The 19295-nt window shown below is 65.3% G+C and carries 15 protein-coding genes and 2 pseudogenes; 5 read left to right on the forward strand and 12 right to left on the reverse strand.

Going from position 1 to position 19295, the window contains the following annotated elements:
- The first annotated feature begins 31 nt into the window (after window positions 1-31).
- Window positions 32-553: a DsbC family protein gene (locus ACCD07_RS14290; RefSeq protein WP_413447722.1), complete on the forward strand. Its 522-nt coding sequence runs from the start codon at window positions 32-34 to the stop codon at window positions 551-553.
- 22 nt (window positions 554-575) lie between these two features.
- Here the strand turns inward: ACCD07_RS14290 and ACCD07_RS14295 are convergent, their stop codons facing one another.
- From ACCD07_RS14295 to ACCD07_RS14325, 7 genes and pseudogenes are all read right to left on the reverse strand, one after another.
- On the reverse strand, window positions 576-1319 hold the full coding sequence (locus ACCD07_RS14295) for a substrate-binding periplasmic protein (protein ID WP_413447723.1): 744 nt from the start codon (window positions 1317-1319) through the stop codon (window positions 576-578).
- A gap of 183 nt (window positions 1320-1502) precedes the next feature.
- Entirely contained in the window at window positions 1503-3347 is a 1845-nt protein-coding gene (locus tag ACCD07_RS14300; protein ID WP_413447762.1) for a family 2A encapsulin nanocompartment cargo protein cysteine desulfurase, read from the reverse strand.
- 107 nt (window positions 3348-3454) lie between these two features.
- Window positions 3455-4387 (reverse strand): family 2A encapsulin nanocompartment shell protein, encoded by a 933-nt coding sequence (locus ACCD07_RS14305; protein ID WP_413447763.1) that lies wholly within the window; start codon window positions 4385-4387, stop codon window positions 3455-3457.
- Between the two features lie 64 nt (window positions 4388-4451).
- Window positions 4452-4726: pseudogene (locus ACCD07_RS14310) on the reverse strand (helix-turn-helix domain-containing protein).
- Window positions 4723-5646, reverse strand: coding sequence for a serine O-acetyltransferase EpsC (epsC, locus tag ACCD07_RS14315; RefSeq protein ID WP_413447724.1), 924 nt, complete (start codon window positions 5644-5646; stop codon window positions 4723-4725). Before epsC ends, ACCD07_RS14310 begins: the two are co-directional and overlap by 4 nt.
- Window positions 5647-5648: 2 nt before the next feature.
- Window positions 5649-6116 carry a rhodanese-like domain-containing protein gene (locus ACCD07_RS14320; RefSeq protein ID WP_413447764.1) on the reverse strand — a complete coding sequence of 156 codons (468 nt, stop codon included), beginning with the start codon at window positions 6114-6116 and terminating at the stop codon, window positions 5649-5651.
- 936 nt (window positions 6117-7052) lie between these two features.
- Window positions 7053-7544: pseudogene (locus ACCD07_RS14325) on the reverse strand (T6SS phospholipase effector Tle1-like catalytic domain-containing protein); the annotation flags it as partial.
- An 89-nt stretch (window positions 7545-7633) separates the two neighbouring features.
- Between ACCD07_RS14325 and ACCD07_RS14330 the strand changes: the two are divergent.
- The gene (locus ACCD07_RS14330; RefSeq protein ID WP_413447725.1) at window positions 7634-8218 is read left to right on the forward strand and encodes a hypothetical protein; all 585 of its coding nucleotides are present in this window, start codon (window positions 7634-7636) and stop codon (window positions 8216-8218) included.
- A gap of 20 nt (window positions 8219-8238) precedes the next feature.
- On the opposite strand, the gene ACCD07_RS14335 is transcribed toward ACCD07_RS14330, so the two are convergent.
- Window positions 8239-9042, reverse strand: coding sequence for a hypothetical protein (locus tag ACCD07_RS14335; RefSeq protein WP_413447726.1), 804 nt, complete (start codon window positions 9040-9042; stop codon window positions 8239-8241).
- Window positions 9043-9124: 82 nt separating this feature from the next.
- On the opposite strand from ACCD07_RS14335, the gene ACCD07_RS14340 reads away from it, so the two are divergent.
- Window positions 9125-9673 carry a lipocalin family protein gene (locus ACCD07_RS14340; RefSeq protein ID WP_176653434.1) on the forward strand — a complete coding sequence of 183 codons (549 nt, stop codon included), beginning with the start codon at window positions 9125-9127 and terminating at the stop codon, window positions 9671-9673.
- Here ACCD07_RS14340 and ACCD07_RS14345 read toward each other — a convergent pair.
- Window positions 9670-10557 (reverse strand): LysR substrate-binding domain-containing protein, encoded by an 888-nt coding sequence (locus ACCD07_RS14345; RefSeq protein WP_413447727.1) that lies wholly within the window; start codon window positions 10555-10557, stop codon window positions 9670-9672. The two genes, ACCD07_RS14340 and ACCD07_RS14345, sit on opposite strands and share 4 nt — an antisense overlap.
- Window positions 10558-10621: 64 nt before the next feature.
- On the reverse strand, window positions 10622-11641 hold the full coding sequence (locus ACCD07_RS14350; RefSeq protein WP_353401486.1) for a YeiH family protein: 1020 nt from the start codon (window positions 11639-11641) through the stop codon (window positions 10622-10624).
- Between the two features lie 168 nt (window positions 11642-11809).
- Between ACCD07_RS14350 and ACCD07_RS14355 the strand changes: the two genes are divergently transcribed.
- A complete protein-coding gene (locus ACCD07_RS14355) occupies window positions 11810-12649 on the forward strand; it encodes an arylamine N-acetyltransferase family protein (RefSeq protein ID WP_413447728.1) in 840 nt (279 codons plus the stop codon).
- 37 nt (window positions 12650-12686) lie between these two features.
- On the opposite strand, the gene galA is transcribed toward ACCD07_RS14355, so the two are convergent.
- Window positions 12687-15575: a beta-galactosidase GalA gene (galA, locus tag ACCD07_RS14360; RefSeq protein ID WP_413447729.1), complete on the reverse strand. Its 2889-nt coding sequence runs from the start codon at window positions 15573-15575 to the stop codon at window positions 12687-12689.
- Window positions 15576-15680: 105 nt separating this feature from the next.
- Window positions 15681-16181, reverse strand: a complete 501-nt coding sequence (gene ssb / locus ACCD07_RS14365; protein WP_176653429.1) for a single-stranded DNA-binding protein — start codon at window positions 16179-16181, stop codon at window positions 15681-15683.
- Window positions 16182-16443: 262 nt separating this feature from the next.
- Between ssb and uvrA the strand changes: the two genes are divergently transcribed.
- A complete protein-coding gene (gene uvrA / locus ACCD07_RS14370) occupies window positions 16444-19290 on the forward strand; it encodes an excinuclease ABC subunit UvrA (RefSeq protein ID WP_413447730.1) in 2847 nt (948 codons plus the stop codon).
- Window positions 19291-19295 lie beyond the last annotated feature (5 nt).

Raw genomic sequence — 19295 nt, forward strand, 5'->3', positions numbered from 1 at the left:
ATGTACTGTCAACAAGGCTTTATCATGGCTGATGGATACGATTTTCAACTACCTGGCGGCAGCCTGGCTGGCCCTGGCGGCCGCGGCGCCGGCCCAGGCCCAGCAGATGGCGGCGCCGGCCCGCATCGACTTCGCCAGCCTGCCGCTGCAACGCGCCATCAAGGTAGTGCACGGCAACGGCGCGCGCCGGCTGGCCGTGTTCTCCGATCCCGATTGTCCCTATTGCCAGCTGCTCGAGCGCGACACATTGGAGCGGCTCGACAACGTCACCATCTACACCTTCCTGTTCCCGCTGGCGCGGCACGGCGACGCGGCGCGCAAGTCGCAGCTGATCTGGTGTGCGCCGGACCCGGCGCTGGCCTGGCAGGAATGGATGCGCTACCGCAAGCTGCCGGCCGCGCGCGCCTGCGTGCCGCCGCTGCGGGCCAACCTGACGCTGGCCAACAAGCTGGGCATCCGCGTGACGCCGACTTTGATACTGCCGCAGGGGGAGGCGGTGCTGGGCGCCATCGACGCCGAGACGCTGGAAGGCAAGCTCGGCGAGTCGCCCTGACGCCGGCTGTGTGCCTGACTAATTAATTGCCGGACGCGCCGTACTTGCGCAGGATGCGGGCCACCGTGCCGTCCGCGCGCATGGCTTCCATTTCGGCGCGCCATCTGCGGCCGTCCTCCTCGCTGAAGTCCATCGATCCCGCCAGCCACACCTCGCCGCTGCGGAACATGGCGCTGAAGTCGTATTCGCTTTCCTTGTTGCCGTCCAGGGTGGCGGCATAGCGGTGGATGTCCTCGCCGCCGTAGGTGGCGTCGGCGATGCCTTTCTTTACCATGCGCATGCACTCCCTGACGGTCGAGCATTCGGACACCTCGAGGAAGCCGGCGTCCACCAGCGCGCGCTTGTGCGGTGAGCCGCGCAGCACCACCAGCCGCTTGTGCGCCAGCGCCTGCGGATCGTGCACATCGACGCCGCCGTGCGCGCCGACAAAGATAAAGCGCTGGCGGTAGAGCCTGACCATCCAGCGGTATTGCGGCTCGCGCTCGGGCGTGCGGGTCAGCGGCAACACCAGCATGCGCGGCAGATGCTTGACCATCGTCAGCGCGCGCTGCCATGGATAAAACTCCACGGTGACCGGCGTATCCAGCCGCCGCAACAGCTCCTGCGTCATTTCGACCAGCGAGCCGGGACCGGCCTCGGACTGCGACATCGCATACGGCGGCAGCTCGGCCACCGCCAGCCGCAGCGGTGACGGCTCGGCGGCCGGCAGCAGGCCCGGCAGCAAGGCCAGCGGCGCGGCCAGCAGACAGCAGCGCCTCCATCTCATGAACCCGTGCGTTATCCGGCGGACACGCAGCGTTTGCAGCAGCGTCTCCGCCTGGCTTACTTCGTCCCGGGTTTCAGATGCCGGCATCGTTACCTCCGCAGCGATCAGTCGCTGCGGAGCAGTATCCCACGAAGTAGTTGCAGTTGAACAGGCCGCGCGGCACCTGTTGCAAATCGGCAGCGGTTAGCCCTTGCGCCGCTGCGACGCCAGTCTGCTGACGACGGCGACCAGGCGGTCGATTTCATCGAAGGTGTTGTAGAACGCCAGCGATGGCCGCACCGTCGTTTCCACGCCGAAGCGGCGCAGGATAGGCTGGGCGCAGTGGTGGCCGGTGCGCACGGCGATACCCTCTTCATTGAGCGCGTGGCCGACTTCCTCGGTGCTGTAGCCGTCCAGCACGAAGGACATGACGCTGGCCTTGTCGGCTGCGGTGCCGATCAGCCGCACGCCCTTGATCGCCGCCAGCTGCCGCGTGCCGTAGACCAGCAGGTCGTGCTCGTAGCGGGCGATGTTTTCGATGCCGATCTTGTTGACGTAGTCGATGGCGGCGCCCAGTCCGACCGCGTCGGCGATGTTGCCGGTGCCCGCTTCGAACTTGTTGGGTATCGGCTGGAACACGGTCTTTTCAAACGTCACGTCAGCGATCATGTTGCCGCCGCCCTGCCACGGCGGCATGTCCTCCAGCACTTCGCGCTTGCCCCAGACCACGCCGATGCCGGTCGGGCCGAACACTTTGTGGCCGGAGAACACGAAGAAGTCGGCGCCCAGGTCCTGCACGTCGACGCGCATGTGCGACACCGACTGGGCGCCGTCGACCAGCGCCCTGGCGCCGGCGCGGTGCGCCAGTTCGACGATTTCCTTCACCGGCGTCACCGTGCCGAGCGCGTTGGACACCTGCGTGACCGCGACGATTTTGGTGCGGTCGTTGAGCAGCTTGCGATATTCGTCGAGCAGCACTTGGCCGCTGTCGTCGACCGGGATCACGCGCAGCTTCGCGCCCTTGGCGGCGGCCAGTTGCTGCCAGGGAACGATGTTCGCATGGTGCTCAAGGTTGGAAACGATGATTTCGTCGCCCTCGCCGACATGCTGCGCGCCCCAGCTCTTGGCCACCAGGTTGATCGCTTCGGTGGTGCCGCGCACGAAGATGACTTCGTTGACCTCCGGCGCGTTGAGGAAACGGCGCACGCGCTCGCGCGCCCCCTCGTAGGCGTCGGTGGCGCGCGCCGCCAGCTCGTGCGCGGCGCGGTGGATGTTCGAATTCTCGTGCTCGTAGAAATAGCTGATGCGGTCGATCACCGACTGCGGCTTGTGCGTGGTGGCGGCGTTGTCGAACCAGACCAGCTGGCGGCCGTTGACGCGCTCCTGCAGGATCGGAAAATCACGCCGCACGGCGTGCACATCGAACGGCGGATGGCGGTCGCCGCCGGCCAGCGGCACGGTCGCGTGCGGCGCCGGCTTGGCGGGCGTGACGTAGCCGCTGGGCAGCACCACCGAATCGACGAAATAGTACTGCGGCGGCGATGGCTGCGCCCCTGCGGCGGGCAACCCGGCAGAGGTCGGAGCGCTCAGTCCGCTCTGCTGCGGCGGCGACGGGAACAAATCCGTCCGCGGCCCGGCCGGCTCCGCCGCCGCCGGCACGCCCACGTCATTGAGGAAGTAATACGGCGACGCGCCCGCCTGCGGCCGTCCCGCATCCAGCGATTCCGGCACGCCGAGCAAGGCGCCGCCGCTGCGCGGTTCGTAGGCCGGCACCGCGCCCAGCACCTTGTCGGGCACGCCGTTGCCGGCTTGCGCGGCCGGCAGCAGGGCCGGCGCGCGATTGCCCAGCGACAGCACCTGCGTCGGCGAAGCCGGCAGCACATTGGTGCCGGGAATTTGCCCCTGCGGAATCGGCGTGCCGGGCACGCCGGGACCGAAGCCTGCCGGGCTCACCAGCGGCGAGCCGGGCGGTGCGATATTGCCGGGCGCCTGCGCGCCATGCGGCGCGAACGACTGTCCGGGCAGCGCGGAAAACAGCTCGGTCGCCAGGCGCGCAAGCACGGCCGGATCGAACGGCGCGCCCGACGGTTCCGGAACGCCGGCCGGCACGCTGGCCGGCTGGGAAGTGGGGGGCGAAAGTAGGCTCACGTTGCGGCTTATTTGTAGGTATCTGGATAGTCGTGGTACTTGCCGATCTCAACGTCGTCGAGCACGGCCAGCGCGTCGCTGGTCAGCACGGCGAGCGAGCAATACAGCGAGATCAGGTACGACGAAATCGCATGGTTGTTGATGCCCATGAAGCGCACCGACAGGCCGGGACTTTGCTCGCCCGGCAGACCCGGCTGGAACAGGCCGACCACGCCCTGGCGCTTGTCGCCCACGCGCAGCAGCAGGATCTTGCTCTTGCCGTCGGCGACAGGCACCTTGTCCGACGGGATCAGCGGGATGCCGCGCCAGGTGATGAACTGCGAGCCGAACAGGCTGATGGTCGGCGGCGGCGTGCCGCGGCGGGTCGCCTCGCGGCCGAAGGCGGCGATCGCCAGCGGATGGGTGAGGAAGAACGCCGGCTCCTTCCAGACCTTGGTCAGCAGCTCGTCGAGGTCGTCCGGCGTCGGCGCGCCGGTCAACGGGAAGATGCGCTGCTCGTCGGTGACTTGCGCCAGCAGGCCGTAGTCCGGATTGTTGATCAGTTCGCTTTCCTGGTTTTCCTTGATGGTCTCGATGGTCAGGCGCAGCTGTTCCTTGATCTGGTCGTGCGGGCTGCTGTACAGGTCGGAGACGCGGGTGTGCACGTCGAGGATGGTCGAGACGGCGTTGAGGAAATACTCGCGCGGATTTTCCTCGTAGTCGACGTAGGTGCGCGGCAGCTGGTTTTCTTCCTCGCGGGCGGTGCAGGTGACCTTGATCGCTTCCGGATTCTTGACCTTGTTGAGGCGATAGATGCCCGCTTCCACCGGCACCCATTGCAGCAAATGCGTCAGCCAGCGGGGGCTGATGGTCTCCAGCTGGGGAGCGGTTTTGGTTGCGTTCGCAAGTTGCCTTGCCGCGTTATCGCCCAACGCTGTAGTACCGCCAACTGTTGCCGACATCATGACTCCAATTCAATAAGTTAAGGAAAAGACCCGCCCAGTGTGCGGCCTGCGCCGCCAGGGCTCAACATGCTATCGCCATCAACCGGCCGCCTCGACCCAGGTCCGGCTGCCGAGCGACTCTCCATGCGTCAGCAGGGCCGACGGCGCCAGCTTGAGCGCGGCGGCCAGTTTCTCCACCGTCGCCAGCGACACGATGACGCTGCCGCGCTCGATCTCGCCAACGTAGGAGCGGTTCAGGTCGGAGTGCTCGGCCAGCCGTTCCTGCGACCAGCCCCTGGCCTCGCGCAGCTGCCGCACGCCGAGGCCGAAGCCCTGCACCAATGCGCTGCCGCTCATGCGGCACCTATGCCGTTGGCGAACGCGCCCACCCGCGACTCCGCCTGGGCGATGCGGCCGCCGGCCGGCACGTCATGCGTCAGCCACACGTTGCCGCCGATGACGGCGCCCTTGCCCAGCGTGATGCGGCCGAGGATGGTGGCGCCGGCGTAGATGACCACGTCGTCCTCCACCACCGGGTGGCGCGGCAGGCCTTTTTGCAGGTTGCCGTCGGCATCGGTCGGGAAGCGCTTGGCGCCCAGGGTCACGGCCTGGTACACGCGGACCCGTTCGCCGATGACCGCCGTCTCGCCGATGACGACGCCGGTGCCGTGGTCGATGAAGAAGCCGGCGCCGATCTGCGCGCCGGGATGGATGTCGATGCCGGTCGCGCCGTGGGCCAGCTCGGCCACGATGCGCGCCAGCAGCGGCAGGCCCAGCTTGTACAACTGGTGTCCCAGCCGATAGTGGATCATCGCCAGCACGCCGGGATAGCACAGCAATACCTCATCGACGCTGCGCGCCGCCGGATCGCCCTGGTAGGCCGCCAGCACGTCGCTGTCGAGCAGGATGCGGATGTCCGGCAGCGCAGCTGCGAAGGTGCGCACCACGGCCAGCGCCTCGTCGTCGATATCGCGCTCGTCTTCGCCGCGCAGCGCGGCGTTGTATTTCAATTCGCGCCGCACCTGCTTCAGCAGCCCATGCAGGGCGGCGTCGAGCGCGTGCGCGACGTGGAAGTTCTCGCTTTCCTGGCGCAGGTCGGGCGGCCCCAGGCGCATCGGAAACAGCACGCCCTTGAGGCTGTCGACGATGCCGGCCAGCGCGTTGCGCGACGGGAATTCCCGTCCGCCGGGTTCGCTGGTGCGGCTTTGCGCGCGGCGCCAGTTGTGCCGCGTCTCGTGCAGCGACTGCACGATGGTGGTGATGTCGAAAGTGGCCATGGCTAGTCCTGGACCCAGGGCAGGCCATGGAAGCGCCAGCCGTCCGCCTTGCCGCGCTGCTGCCGGGCGTCGATTTCGCCTTCGAAGCCCTCCAGCACGTTGAAGACGTTGCTGAAGCCGGCCTTGGTTGCCGCCTCGGCCGCCAGCGCGGAGCGCTTGCCGCTGCGGCACAGCAGCAGCGCGACCGCGTCCTTGCCGCCGATCTTGCTTTCCAGTTCGCGCACGAAGCGCGGATTGCGCGTCAGCGCGGTGCCGGTGGCCCAGGGCACGTGCAGGCTGTCGGGAATGTGGCCGACAAATTTGCGTTCTTCCGCCGTGCGGACGTCGACCAGCAGCACGCGCCGCGTGGAAAACAGCTGCCAGGCGACAGCCGGGGGCACGCCGCCGGCAAACGGCAGCCCGGCGGACTCGGCCTCGGCTTTGACCGATTCCAGCTCGGCGGGCAAGGTAGGTAGAGCGTCAACTAACATAAGGGACCTCGGTAATTGTCTAACGGTGCGGACTCGAATATACGATCCGTCGAAATTAAACAGAACGAATAAAAACAAGTTCGCAAAGTCGAAAAACAAATAAGGGAGGTGTGCGGCAGCGAACAGCAACGGCAATGCCGGAACCAGCAGGCTGTCGCTGGCCAGCCAGGCCAGCGACGCCAGGTTTTCCGCCACGTCGCTGAGAACAGTGAAGCACGGCAGCCAGCCCAGTCCCCACAGCAGGAACCGGCGCCAGCCCAGGCCATTGGAAGCCACGCGCACCAGCTCGAACAGGCGCACGCCGGCAAACCCCAGCAGCCACGCATAACACGCGATCAAGCCGAAATCCCACACGATGGCCCAGGCCGCGTAGGCGTGGTTGACTTGCGCGGAGGCCGCCGCTCCCGCCATCAGCAGTTGGCGCTGCCACGCATCGAAGCCGAGGCCGCCCCGCACCCAGAGCGGCCAGTCCGCCAGTTGCGGCAACACAGGCAAGTGGCCCGTCATCGCGGCCAGGCCATAGATGCTGGCCAGCCCATACATCAGCAATGTCAGCGCGACGAACAGCAGCAATTGCGGCAGGACGTGCCACGGCCGCCAGCGCTCCAGGGGCTGCCTCAGCGGCATCAGGTCGCGCTCCTGCGGCCGGTACGATACGAACGTCCCGCCGCGCTCATACTCATCCATGGATTGCTGCTCTTCCAGCAGCAATTTGCGGTTGCGCACGAGCAGTTCGCCCACGCCCCACCAAGGGGAGGCCAGCGGTTCGCTGTGCATCAGCGCCGGTTCGGTCGACACCACCATGGCGTATGCCAGCTCGGCGGCGTCGAGGCGCAGATTGCATTGCACCGCTTCGGCCAGCATCCAGCGGAACGCATCGTCGGCGAGGCCCGCCGCATCCTGGCCGTCCACGCCTTTTGATAGCCGCCGGGTCTTCTTGCCCTTTTCGGGCGGGCGGTCGTCCGCGCGGGAGAAATAGGTGTAGACCAGCAGATCGAGCAAATCCAGGTTGTGCGCACGCACCAGGCCGAAAAGGTTCACCATGCCCGCCACGGCGCGCACGGTAAATGCCCCGCGCGAAAAGCCGAACAGGAAGATTTCGTCGCCGTCGCGGTATTCCTGCACCAGGAATTTATAGGCGTTCGCGATGTTTTCGTAGATGCCCCGCCCCGACGCCAGCCCTTCGATGCGCGTCAGCGTCCTCCGCAAAGCCTGTCCCACGCCCACGCTCGGCAAGGTGTCGGCCACGCCGACGCCCGGGTCGTAGTACAGCTTCTGATCGTGCGTCGCCGGCGTCAGTATGTTGAGCAGCTTGACGACGTTGGTGTCGTTGACCCCGGCGGTCAAGGTGTTGTTGGTACCGTCGCAGCAAACGATCAACTGCCGCGCGCGCTTCTGGTTTGCGTAATCCATGGCCGCCCCGCTCATCCCCGCACCTGTAAATTTGACCGGCGGGCAGTCCGAAAGTGCGCGCGCCTTTACAATAGGGTTCCGTTCATCCGCCTGCGCCGACACCGATGCCCGACCACGACAGCACCACGCAACGCGAGTTCTTCGACAAGCTGCACGACAAGATCGATGCCTATACGATGGAAGTTGACCGCTTCCATGACGACGCCAGCCACTTCTCGCGCCGCGTCGCCGAATGCGATCGCCTGGTACGGCTGGCCCAGACCAGCCTGACACAGATCGATGTCAAGGTGGCCGAAGCGGTCCAGATCGAATCGCGGGCGGCCACCATCGCCGGCGCCGCCGGCCGTGAAGCCGGCCGCGTGGCGGCGGAGGCGGCAGGCCAAGCGGTCGATCAGCTGATGCAAACCGTTGCGGGCCTGACCGCCGACGCCGACCGGGTGCGACTGGCGCTCCACCGCAGCGTCGGAAAAACCGGTCTGTGGATCGCGTTCTACGTCGTCTGCACGCTGGGGTTGTGCGTGCTGACCGCCTGCGCCACCTACTGGATCGCGCAAAAGAACGCCGTGACGCCGGAGATCGCCCACTACGCCGAACTGGGCAAGATGCACGAGAGCTTGCTGAACAAGGCCAGCGAACGGGAAGTGAAAACCATCAACGCCATCCTGGCCCGGCCCGCCAAACAGAAATAGGCCGCTCGGCCGGGGCGGCCTCAGCGCGACATGCCGGGGTCGCGCGACGGCGTTGGCCGATGCTCGGGCGCATCCCTATGCATGGCACGCGACTGCTCATGCTCGCGCAAATACTGCGGATCGTAATGGATCGTCAGTTTCATCAGGTGGGTGAAATTGTCGAACCGCAGCGACTGGAAAGGCTGCGGCGCGCCCGGCACATACACCGTGACCACGCCCTGGAAGCCCGCCAGCCCGCTGGCCCCATCCGTGCCGACCAGCTCGTACAACTCGGTCAGATAGCGCTTGAAGCGCTGGATATTGCTGCCGGTCGTGCGGCGCTCGATGAAGGCATCGATGAATTCGGCGGCGCGCCACTCGCGCGCCACCGCCTTCGGCAACCCGCGCCCCAGCACGGCGCCAACCTTGGCGACATAGCGCGCCACGACGATTTCTTCCATGGTCTGCCGCCCCAGTCCGGGCAGGTCGAGCTGGACCGGCCGGCCCCAAGCGGCATGGTGTATCGTTTGCGCACGCGCCAACCGGGCGCTGTCGGCGGCACAGGAATCGAGCAGCCGCAGCCGCTGCCCCTTCGTGCCCTCGGTCTTCAAGCGCTCCTCGCTGGCCTTGAACTCGATCAGCGCAAACTGGCCGCGGGCGGCGAACAGGTAGTCGGCCAGCGCCTGGTCCTGTCCGCACAACGCGCTGCCGACCACATACGGGTGATGCGCGCCGGCCTCGTGCGACGAACGCACCCTGGCGTCTATCATTTTGGAAAACTCGACGATCAGCGCCTGCTCCATGTCGCGGAACAGGGCGGCGTCTGCTTTGTGTGTTGTGCTCATGGGTTTAGCATACCGGATCCTCGCGTCCGGCGGCTGGGACGCGCTTGCACTACCATGTGGTTTTCCGCCGCAGAGGTATGCCATGCAAAAATTGTTGATCGCCGCCATGTTCTCGCTTGCCAGCCTGCACGCGCCGGCTGCCGAAACGCCGCTGGTCACCATCGCCGCGCTGGACGTGCCGCGCTACATGGGCACCTGGTACGAAATCGCGAAGTTTCCGAATTGGTTCCAGCGCAAGTGCGTCGCCGCCACCACCGCCAACTACACGCTGCAGAAAGACGGCAAGGTGGCGGTGCTGAACCGCTGCCAGACCGCCGGCGGCGAAATGATACAGGCCACGGCCGAGGCACGCCAGGTCGGCGGCACGACCTCGCCTAAACTGCAGGTGCGCTTCGCGCCTGCCTGGCTGTCGTTGCTGCCGATGGTGTGGGCCGACTACTGGGTGCTCGACATCGATGAGGACTACCAGCTGGCCGCCGTCGGCGAACCGCGCCGCGAATATCTGTGGATCCTGTCGCGCACGCCGTCCGTGACGCCGCAAGCCTACGAGGCGCTGGTCGACCGGCTGACGCGCCAGGGCTTCGATACCAGCCAGCTGGTCAAGACGCCCGCCATCAAGACCACGCCCTAGGGAGCGATCTCGCCGAGCAGCTGCTCCAGCGCCAGTGCGGCGCGGCTCTTGGACCGCTGACGGTGATGCAGCAAGGAAAACGGCCGGGGTGGCAGCGCGAAATGCGCCGCGCGCAGCAGGCCCGCCTGCAGGTCGGAGGCGACCACCAGCTCCGACACCACCGCCGCGTACGGGCCGGCCATGACGGCCGAGCGCACAGCCTCGTTGGATGGCAGCGCCAGCACGACGTCGAGCTTGGCTGCATCGATGCCCATGCCGCGCAGCCGCGTCTCGAACGCCGAACGCGTGCCCGACCCCTGCTCGCGCATGATCCATTGCGTCGCCAGCAGCGCCTGCGCGCTGATCGGCTTGCCGTCGGCCCATGGGTGGGCGGGGCCGACCACCGCCACGATGCGGTCCTCGGCGATCGCGCTGACGCTCAGCTCGATTTCGTCGATGCTGTCTTCGACGAAGCCCAGGTCGGCCCGCCCCTCCAGCACCGCCTGCGCGACGCTGCGGGTATTGCCGACGGTGAGGCTCAACTCTATTTGCGGGTAGCGCTGGCGGAAACGCAACAGGCGCGGCGGCAGCCAGTAGTTGGCCAGCGTCTGGCTGGCATGCAGCGTCAGCGCGCCGCGCTTCAGGCCGGCCAGTTCGGCCAGCGTCAGCTCGGCGTTGCGCGCGGCGCCCAGCGTGGCGCGCGCTTCGATCAGAAACAAGCGCCCCGCCTCGTTGACTTCGATGCCGCGGCCGATGCGGTTGAACAGCGGTGTGCCGTAGCGCTCTTCCAGCGCGCGGATCGAAGCGCTGACGGCGGACGGCGTCAGCGCCAGCGCGTCGGCCGCCTGCGTCAGGTGCGCGCGTTCGGCCACCGCGATGAAGATGCGCAGCTGCTCCAGCGTCATGGCGCGTCCTTCAGCTGCTGCTCCAGCAACACTGCGGCGCGATGGTTATCGGTGGTTTGCATGGTCAGGCGATGCCCAGTAATTTAATCAACGCGATGCTGATTGCCGACAGCGCCAGCAACGACAGCACAACCACCATGGTAACCCGGCCGCCGGCCCGCAGCACAGCGCGGGCATCGACGCCCAGTCCGAGCGCGGCCATCGACATGATGGTCAGCACATCGGCCGCGTGGTGCGCCGGCGGCAGCAGCATGGCAGGAATCAGGCTCAGCGAACGCAGCGCCATCAGCAGCAGGAAGCCGACGATGAACCACGGCAGCAGATGCGACAGCTGCGGCGCGGTCCGTTGCTGCCGCTGCCGGGGCCCCCACAGCGACAGCGACAGCACGACCGGCCCCAGCATCAGCACCCGCACCAGCTTGACCAGGGTACCGATGTGGGCGCTGGTCAGCGAGACGGCATTGGTGGCGGCCAGCACCTGTGGCACGGCGTACACGGTCAGCCCGGCAAACACGCCGTACTGGACCGCCGACAGCGACAGCAGCGGCATCGCCAGCGGCAACGTCAGCACGACGATCACACCCAGCACGGCGGTAAACGAGATCGACGCGGCCACGTCCTGGCCGTCGGCGTCGATGACGGGCGCGACGGCGGCGATGGCGGAATTGCCGCAAATGGAATTGCCGCAGGCGATCAGGATGGCCATCTTGGCCGGCAAGCCGCTCAGGCGGCCGATCGCGTAGCTGCAGGCGATGGCCAGCACGACCACGGCGGCGATGCCGGCGATCAGCATCCAGCCTTTTTCCAGGATGGCGGCGGCGCTGACGGACGCGCCCAGCAGCATGACGGCGATCTCCAGCAGCGTCTTGGCGCCTGCGTGGATGCCGGCGTCGTAACGGCTGTGCAGGCGGCAGAAGGTGCGCAGTGCGCTGCCCAGCAGGATGGCCAGTACCAGGCTTTCCAGCCAGGCCCGGCCGAACAGCCAAGCTTCCAGTCGTTCCAGCCCCAGCGCGGCGGCAGTTACCGCGCCGCATAGCAGCAACCCAGGCACCAGGGCCCGCAACACCGTGTTCGATATACGCATTTCATTCTTCCTTATTACCTTTTCTAATAAGGGAAGTATGGGATCGTCAATCCATGCAGTCTATTGATATGTTTTTGACGAATCGTTCATATAAATCGAACAATCGCGACGAGGCACGGCGCTGGTATGATAGTGATCCTTTCGCTAACATTCAAAGTAGGCGGGACCATGGAACTACTGGACGCATATTGCGCGCGCATAGGCTATACCGGTCCGCGCGCGCCCACCTTGGAGACGCTGCGCGCCCTGCACCAGCTGCACCCGGCCGCCATTCCTTTCGAAGCCATCGACGTGCTGCTGGACCGGCCGGTGCTGCTGGCGCCGGAAGCGGTGGACGCCAAGCTGATCCATGCCGGGCGCGGCGGCTATTGCTTCGAGCAGAACAGCCTGTTCCAGCGGGTGCTCAGCGCACTGGGCTTCCAGGTGGAGCCCTTGATCGCCCAGGTGCGATGGATGGCGGGCGCCGAAGCCTTGCACCGGCCGCGCACGCACATGGTGCTGCGCGTGACGATCGACGGCCAGCCCTGGCTGTGCGACGTGGGCTTCGGCAGCAGCGTGCTGACCTCGCCCATCCGCTTCGACCTGCAGACGCCGCAGTCCACGCCGCACGAGCAGTTCCGCCTGACGCCCCAGGGCAACGAGCATCTGCTGGAACTGGTGCTGGGCGACGACTGGATGCCGGTCTACCTGATCGCCCCGTCGCCATGCCGCGACGGCGACTATGAGATGGCCAACTATTACACGTCGACCTACCCGCAATCGCACTTCCGCCGCGACCTGATCGTGGCGCGCACCACGCCCGAGGCGCGCCACGCACTGCTGCGCAACCGCCTGACGATACGCCGCGCGGACGGCGGCAGCGAACGCCGCTTCCTGTCGGCCGACGAAATCGAACTGGCGCTGGCCGAAGTGTTCCGTCTGCCGGTGGCGCCGGACTGGCGCCCCGTGATCGAACGCGCGGCGGCTGCGGTGTGGGATGAACATCATGGCGCCGGATCGGCCTCGTAGTCCGCCGCGCCTACCAGCCGCGCATTCCTTCTTGCCGCTAGCGCAACTGGAACCGGACCGTCGACGCGGACAAGCCGTTCGACCTCGCCACCAAGGCTGCCTCTCCGGCTTCGCCGGTCGATTGCACGATCACTTGCGCCCAGCCGTTGAACACGCGCCGACGCCATGGCGCGGCTGGCGAGATGACCCGCAACACGCCCCATTTGCTGGTCCCCGCGGATCGGTCGAGCATCCCCTGGACGCCGCCTTCCGGCGTTGCCACCACATAAGCCAGGCTGTTTTCCTGCTTCAACTGCGCCGCCTCCAGTGCGACCATCAGCCCCCCCTCGACCTGCGTCGCGCTGACCGCGCGACCATTCACATACACCGCTTGATCGGCCCCCAGCTGGTCGATGAACAAGGCGGCGCGATCGTTCGGCGCCATTGCGGGGCCGGCGAATTGGCCGCGCAGCACCACATGGCTGGTCGCCGCCGGTTGGTTTTCCGGCGCCAACCAGACACCCGGGTCGCGCCAACCCGAGGTATCCACCGTCTCGGCATGCGCCGCTGGATGATCCGGGCCGTCGACAGCAAGAGTGCGCCAGCCAGAAAGAGGATGGAACGCATGCCGGTCGGCCGGATGGTCCGGCTCGTGCGAACTTGGATCGCCATTGCCAACACCGATGATGCGAATCGGGCCGGATGCTTCGAAATCGATCTGGTCGCCGGCCGTCGGCACAATCCTTCCTGCCGCATCGGCAACATTCACCCACACCACCGCGATATCGGTTCCGTCAGCCTTCAGGGCAGCCTTGTCGGCGCTGAGCAAGATTCGCGATACCGTGCCGGTGGTGGTGACCTCGTCCCTAGCCACTGACTTGCCGCTGCGATATGCCGTCGCCGTCACTTTTCCCGCTTTATACGGCACCGTCCACTCCAGATGCCCATCCTTGGGCAGCGCCTTGAGGCCAAGAGAGCGCCCGTTCAGGAACAACTCGACCGCTTCGGCATTGCTGTACACGTGCACCTTGATCGGCTGGCCTTCCCTCCCATCCCAATTCCAATGCGGCAGGATATGCACCATAGGTTCACGCGTCCACACGGACTTGAGGTAATACGCCGTATCCTTGAATACGCCGGTCGTGTCCACCATGCCAAACTGCGACGAGATGGCGGGCCAGCCGAAGGGGGTGGTCTCGCCGCGATAGTCAAAACCAGTCCAGACGAACATCCCGGCCATCCAGTCACGCGCCTGTACGCGGTGCCAGCCTTCTTCGATACTGAGACTGTTGCCCGGCCTGCCTTGGCGATCATATGCGTTCAGGTGGGAGCGTGTCGGTTCATCGAAGTAGACGCCGCGCGTGGCGAAGGTGGAGCCCTCCTCCGACATCAACGCCGGCTTGGCGGGATGATCGCGATGAAACTGATCGACATCGTGCTGGGCGCCATAGTTAAAGCCGATGACGTCCGCGCCCAGCGACACGCCCTTGCCCGATCCGCTGGTTGCCACCATCGTACGCCGCGTCGGATCCAGGCGTTCGACCTGCTCGTGCATCTCGCGCGCCAGGTGGGCGCCCAGCGCGTTCCATTCCAGCGCCCATTCCTCGTTGCCCACCGACCAGATGATGACGCTCGGATGGTTGCGGTCGCGCCGAATCTGCCGTTCGAGCTGTCCGCGTATTTCCGGCGCCGTGCCCATCATGCGGTGCTCATCGATGACCAGCATGCCCAGCCGGTCCGCCTCGTCCAGCAATTCCGGTGTCGGCGGGTGGTGCGAGGCGCGGTAGGCATTCACGCCAAACGACTTGAGCTGCTTCAGACGCCAGGTCTGCAAACCGTCCGGCAGGGCGACGCCGACGCCGGCGTGATCCTGGTGATTGTTGGTGCCCTGCAGTTTGAGCGGTTTGCCATTCAGGAAAAAGCCCTGATTCTGATCGAACACCACCGTGCGGATACCGAAACGGGTGTCATAACTGTCAACGACCTTGTTCTCTTGCAGCAGGCTGGTTTTCAGCGTATACAGGCTCGGATCGTCGAGCGACCACAGGCGCGGATTGGGCACGGTCAGCGATGAACTGAATTCGCCATCGCGCGCGGTCCCCACACTCAGGCTGGCCTGCTCCGTCTGCGCCACCAGCCTGCCATCGGGCGCGAATACCTGTTGGCGCAGCGTAAACGATTGCGCGCTTTTGCCGTCGTTGGCCACCACAACGTCCATCCCGACGCGCGCCAACTCGCCTTCCACCTTCGGTTTGACGAACGTCCCCCACTGTGCAATGTGCAGCGGCGCCGTCTTGGTCAACCAGACATGGCGATAGATGCCGGCGCCTTCATAGAACCAGCCTTCCTCCATCGTGGCATCAGCGCGTACCGCGATGATGTTGGCGCCGCCGAAATTCAGGTAATCAGTGATGTCGTAGCGAAAACCCGAATAGCCGCTGGGTTCGGTGCCTATGTAGTGGCCGTTAACCCAGACCACACTGTTGCGATAGACACCATCGAATTCCAGCGCAATGCGGCGGCCTCTGTCTGCAGCCGGAATATGCAAGACCTTGCGATACCAGCCAACGCTGTTTTCCGGGAAGTTGCGGCCGATGGCGAGCGAGCCGTGGTTGGCGTCCGCGCGCGCGTCAAACGGCAGTTCCACCGCCCAGTCGTGCGGTAGATCCACCTTGCGCCATGCGCTATCGCTGAAGTCGGCGCTGGCCGGACCGTCGCCATAGCCTGCCTTGGCGAAGAAAAAAGGACGCGTGCCATAGCGAAAGTCCTTTTGCGCATCGTACGCGTGGCCGTAAGCGAAGCGCCAGTCCTTGTCGATGTTGATGCGTTCGCGGCCGACATCGGCCCGCGCCGCGGTCAATGGCAATGACTCGGTCGCAGCGCCGGTGACGCATGCGCCGCATGCAAGAATGATGGCGATTAGTGCACTGCCCCGTCGACTACGCATTCGGTCTCCTTAATTTTTTCGGACGCAGATTTATTCGCCCTGCAAAAAACCCCATAACTTCAAAGAGTTATGGGGTTTTGTTTACTTCTCTACAGCAGGTACGCCTTAGAACGGAATATCGTCATCCATGTCCGAGAAGTTCGGTGCCGGTTTCGGCGCCGGGCGTGGTGCCGGGGCGGCCATTTGCGGACGCGGTGCCGGTGCCTGGCGCTGTTGTGGCGGGGCTTCGTAGCCGCCGCCGTCGTCCATGCCGCCGTCGCCGCCCATGCCCTGGCGGCCACCCAGCATTTGCATCTGCTCGGCGATGATGTCGGTCGCGTATTTCTCGACGCCGTCCTTGTCGGTGTACTTGCGGGTCTGCAGGCGGCCTTCGACGTAGACCGACGAGCCTTTTTTCAGGTACTGGCCGACGATTTCAGCCAGGCGGCCGAAGAACGAAATACGGTGCCATTCGGTGAGCTCTTTCTGCTCGCCGGTGTTGCGGTCCTTCGATTTGTAGGATGTCGCCACAGCAATGTTGGCGATCGCGTCACCGCTAGGCATGTAGCGAATTTCCGGATCGCGACCCAGATTGCCGACGATGATGACTTTGTTGACTGATGCCATGTATAAAACTCCTGAGTAACGGCGGCCGCACGGGCGGGCTGTTTAACAAATGCTAAACGACGATTATAGTCGAACGACACGCGAGGGCTATCATTTTCGGCATCCGTCCCCATCTGCCGAGGTCGGCGTGAAGTTGAAACGTCGCAAGAAAATACTGGTATTATATACAGTGTCAAGCCACCCGAATGCGATCCAGCTCAAGGTCGGCGCAAGTAATCAAACCCGGCTATAGTTACGGGTTGACTCTAAAGGCCAAATATCCATGGAACAGATCCGCATCCGCGGCGCACGCACGCACAACCTCAAAAACATCAATCTCGACCTGCCGCGCAACAAGCTGATCGTGATTACCGGCCTGTCCGGCTCCGGTAAGTCATCGCTCGCTTTCGACACGCTGTACGCCGAGGGCCAGCGCCGCTATGTGGAATCCCTGTCGGCCTATGCCCGCCAGTTCCTGCAACTGATGGAAAAGCCGGACGTCGACCTGATCGAAGGCCTGTCGCCGGCGATCTCGATCGAGCAGAAAGCCACCTCGCACAACCCGCGTTCGACCGTCGGCACCGTGACCGAGATCCACGACTACCTGCGCCTGCTGTACGCGCGCGTCGGCACGCCTTACTGCATCAACCACCCGGACAACGCGCTGGCCGCGCAGACCGTCTCGCAGATGGTCGACGCCGTGCTGTCCATGCCGGAAGCGACCAAGCTGATGATCCTGGCGCCGGTGGTGGCCAACCGCAAGGGCGAGCACTCCGACCTGTTCGAGCAGATGCAGGCCCAGGGCTTCATCCGCTTCCGCGTGCAGAGCGGCACGCACGACGCCAAGATCTACGAAGTGGACGACCTGCCCAAGCTGAAGAAAACCGAGAAGCACACCATCGACGTCGTCATCGACCGCGTCAAGGTCAGCGCCGATATCAAGCAGCGCCTGGCCGAGAGCTTCGAGACCGCGCTGCGCCTGGCCGACGGCCGCGCCGTGGCGCTGGAAATGGACAGCGGCGCCGAACACGTCTACTCCAGCAAGTTCGCCTGCAACGAGTGCGGTTATTCGCTGCAGGAGCTGGAGCCGCGCCTGTTCTCGTTCAATAACCCGATGGGCGCCTGCCCGGAATGCGACGGCCTCGGTCACATCGAGTTCTTCGATCCGAAGCGCATCGTCGCCTTCCCCAATCTGTCGCTGGCGTCCGGCGCGGTGAAAGGGTGGGACCGCCGCAACCAGTTCTACTTCCAGATGCTGTCCAACCTGGCGGCCTTCTACGGGTTCGACCTGGACCTGCCGTTCGAGCAGTTGCCGAAGACGGCGCAGGAAGTGATCCTGCACGGCTCGGGCAAGACGCAGATCCCGTTCAGCTACGTCAATGAGCGCGGCCGCACCGTCGTCAAGGAGCACACGTTCGAAGGCGTGGTGACCAACCTGTCGCGCCGCTACCGCGAGACCGATTCGATGGCCGTCAAGGAGGAACTGGCGAAGTTCATCAACGAGAAGAAGTGCCCGTCGTGCGACGGCGCGCGCCTGCGCGTGGAAGCGCGCTATGTCAAGGTCGGCACCGGCAAGCAGGAAAAGGCGATCTATGAGATCGCCGAGAAACCGCTGCGCGACACGCTGACCTTCTTCGAGCAGCTGAAACTGAAGGGCGCGAAGAAGGAGATCGCCGACCGCGTGGTCAAGGAGATCATCTCGCGCCTGCAGTTCCTCAACAACGTCGGCCTCGACTACCTGTCGCTCGACCGCAGCGCCGATACGCTGTCCGGCGGCGAGGCGCAGCGCATCCGCCTGGCCTCGCAGATCGGCTCCGGCCTGACCGGCGTGATGTACGTGCTCGATGAACCGTCGATCGGCCTGCACCAGCGCGACAACGACCGCCTGATCGAAACGCTGAAGCACCTGCGCGACATCGGCAACAGCGTGCTGGTGGTGGAGCACGACGAGGATGCGATCCGCACCGCCGACTACATCGTCGACATGGGCAAGGGCGCCGGCGTGCACGGCGGCGACATCATCGCCCAGGGCACGCTGGCCGACATCCTGAAGAACAAGCAGTCGCTGACGGCCCAGTACCTGAAAGGCACGCTGAAGATCGCCGTGCCGAAGAAGCGCCACGTGGCCGATCCGGACAAGCAGCTGGTGATCACCGGCGCCACCGGCAACAACCTGAAGAAGGTCAACCTGAACCTGCCGGTCGGCCTGATGACCTGCGTGACCGGCGTGTCCGGCTCCGGCAAATCGTCGCTGATCAACGACACGCTGTATCCGGCGCTGTCGCGCCACCTGTACGGTTCGCAGACCGAACCGTCGCCGCACGACTCGATCAGCGGCCTGGAACACTTCGACAAGGTCATCTCCGTCGACCAGGCGCCGATCGGCCGCACGCCGCGCTCGAACCCCGCCACCTACACCGGCCTGTTCACGCCGATCCGCGACCTGTTCGCGACGGTGCCGACGGCCAAGGAACGCGGCTACAGCGCCGGGCGCTTCTCGTTCAATGTCAAGGGCGGCCGCTGCGAAGCCTGCCAGGGCGACGGCGTGATCAAGGTCGAGATGCACTTCCTGCCGGACGTCTACGTGCCGTGCGACGTCTGCCACGGCAAGCGCTACAACCGCGAAACGCTGGAAGTGCACTACAAGGGCAAGAACATCACCGAGATCCTCGACATGACGGTGGAGGACGCGCACGAGTTCTTCAAGCCGGTGCCGCTGATCGCCCGCAAGCTGCATACGCTGCTGGACGTGGGCCTGGGCTACATCAAGCTTGGCCAGAGCGCGACCACCTTGTCGGGCGGCGAGGCGCAGCGCGTCAAGCTGTCGCTGGAGCTGTCCAAGCGCGACACCGGCCGCACGCTGTACATCCTGGACGAGCCGACCACCGGCCTGCACTTCCACGATATCGACCTGCTGCTGAAGGTGATCCACCGCCTGCGCGACCAGGGCAACACGCTGGTCATCATCGAGCACAATCTGGACGTCATCAAGACGGCCGACTGGATCGTGGACCTGGGACCGGAAGGCGGCGCGGGCGGCGGCAAGATCATCGCCGCCGGCACGCCGGAAGACGTGGCGGCCAATCCGGCCAGCGTCACCGGCAAATATCTGCAGCCTCTATTGAAGTAAATCTC

It is taken from the genome of Duganella sp. Dugasp56 (genome assembly GCF_047304105.1).
Lineage (GTDB): Bacteria > Pseudomonadota > Gammaproteobacteria > Burkholderiales > Burkholderiaceae_D > Rugamonas > Rugamonas hordei.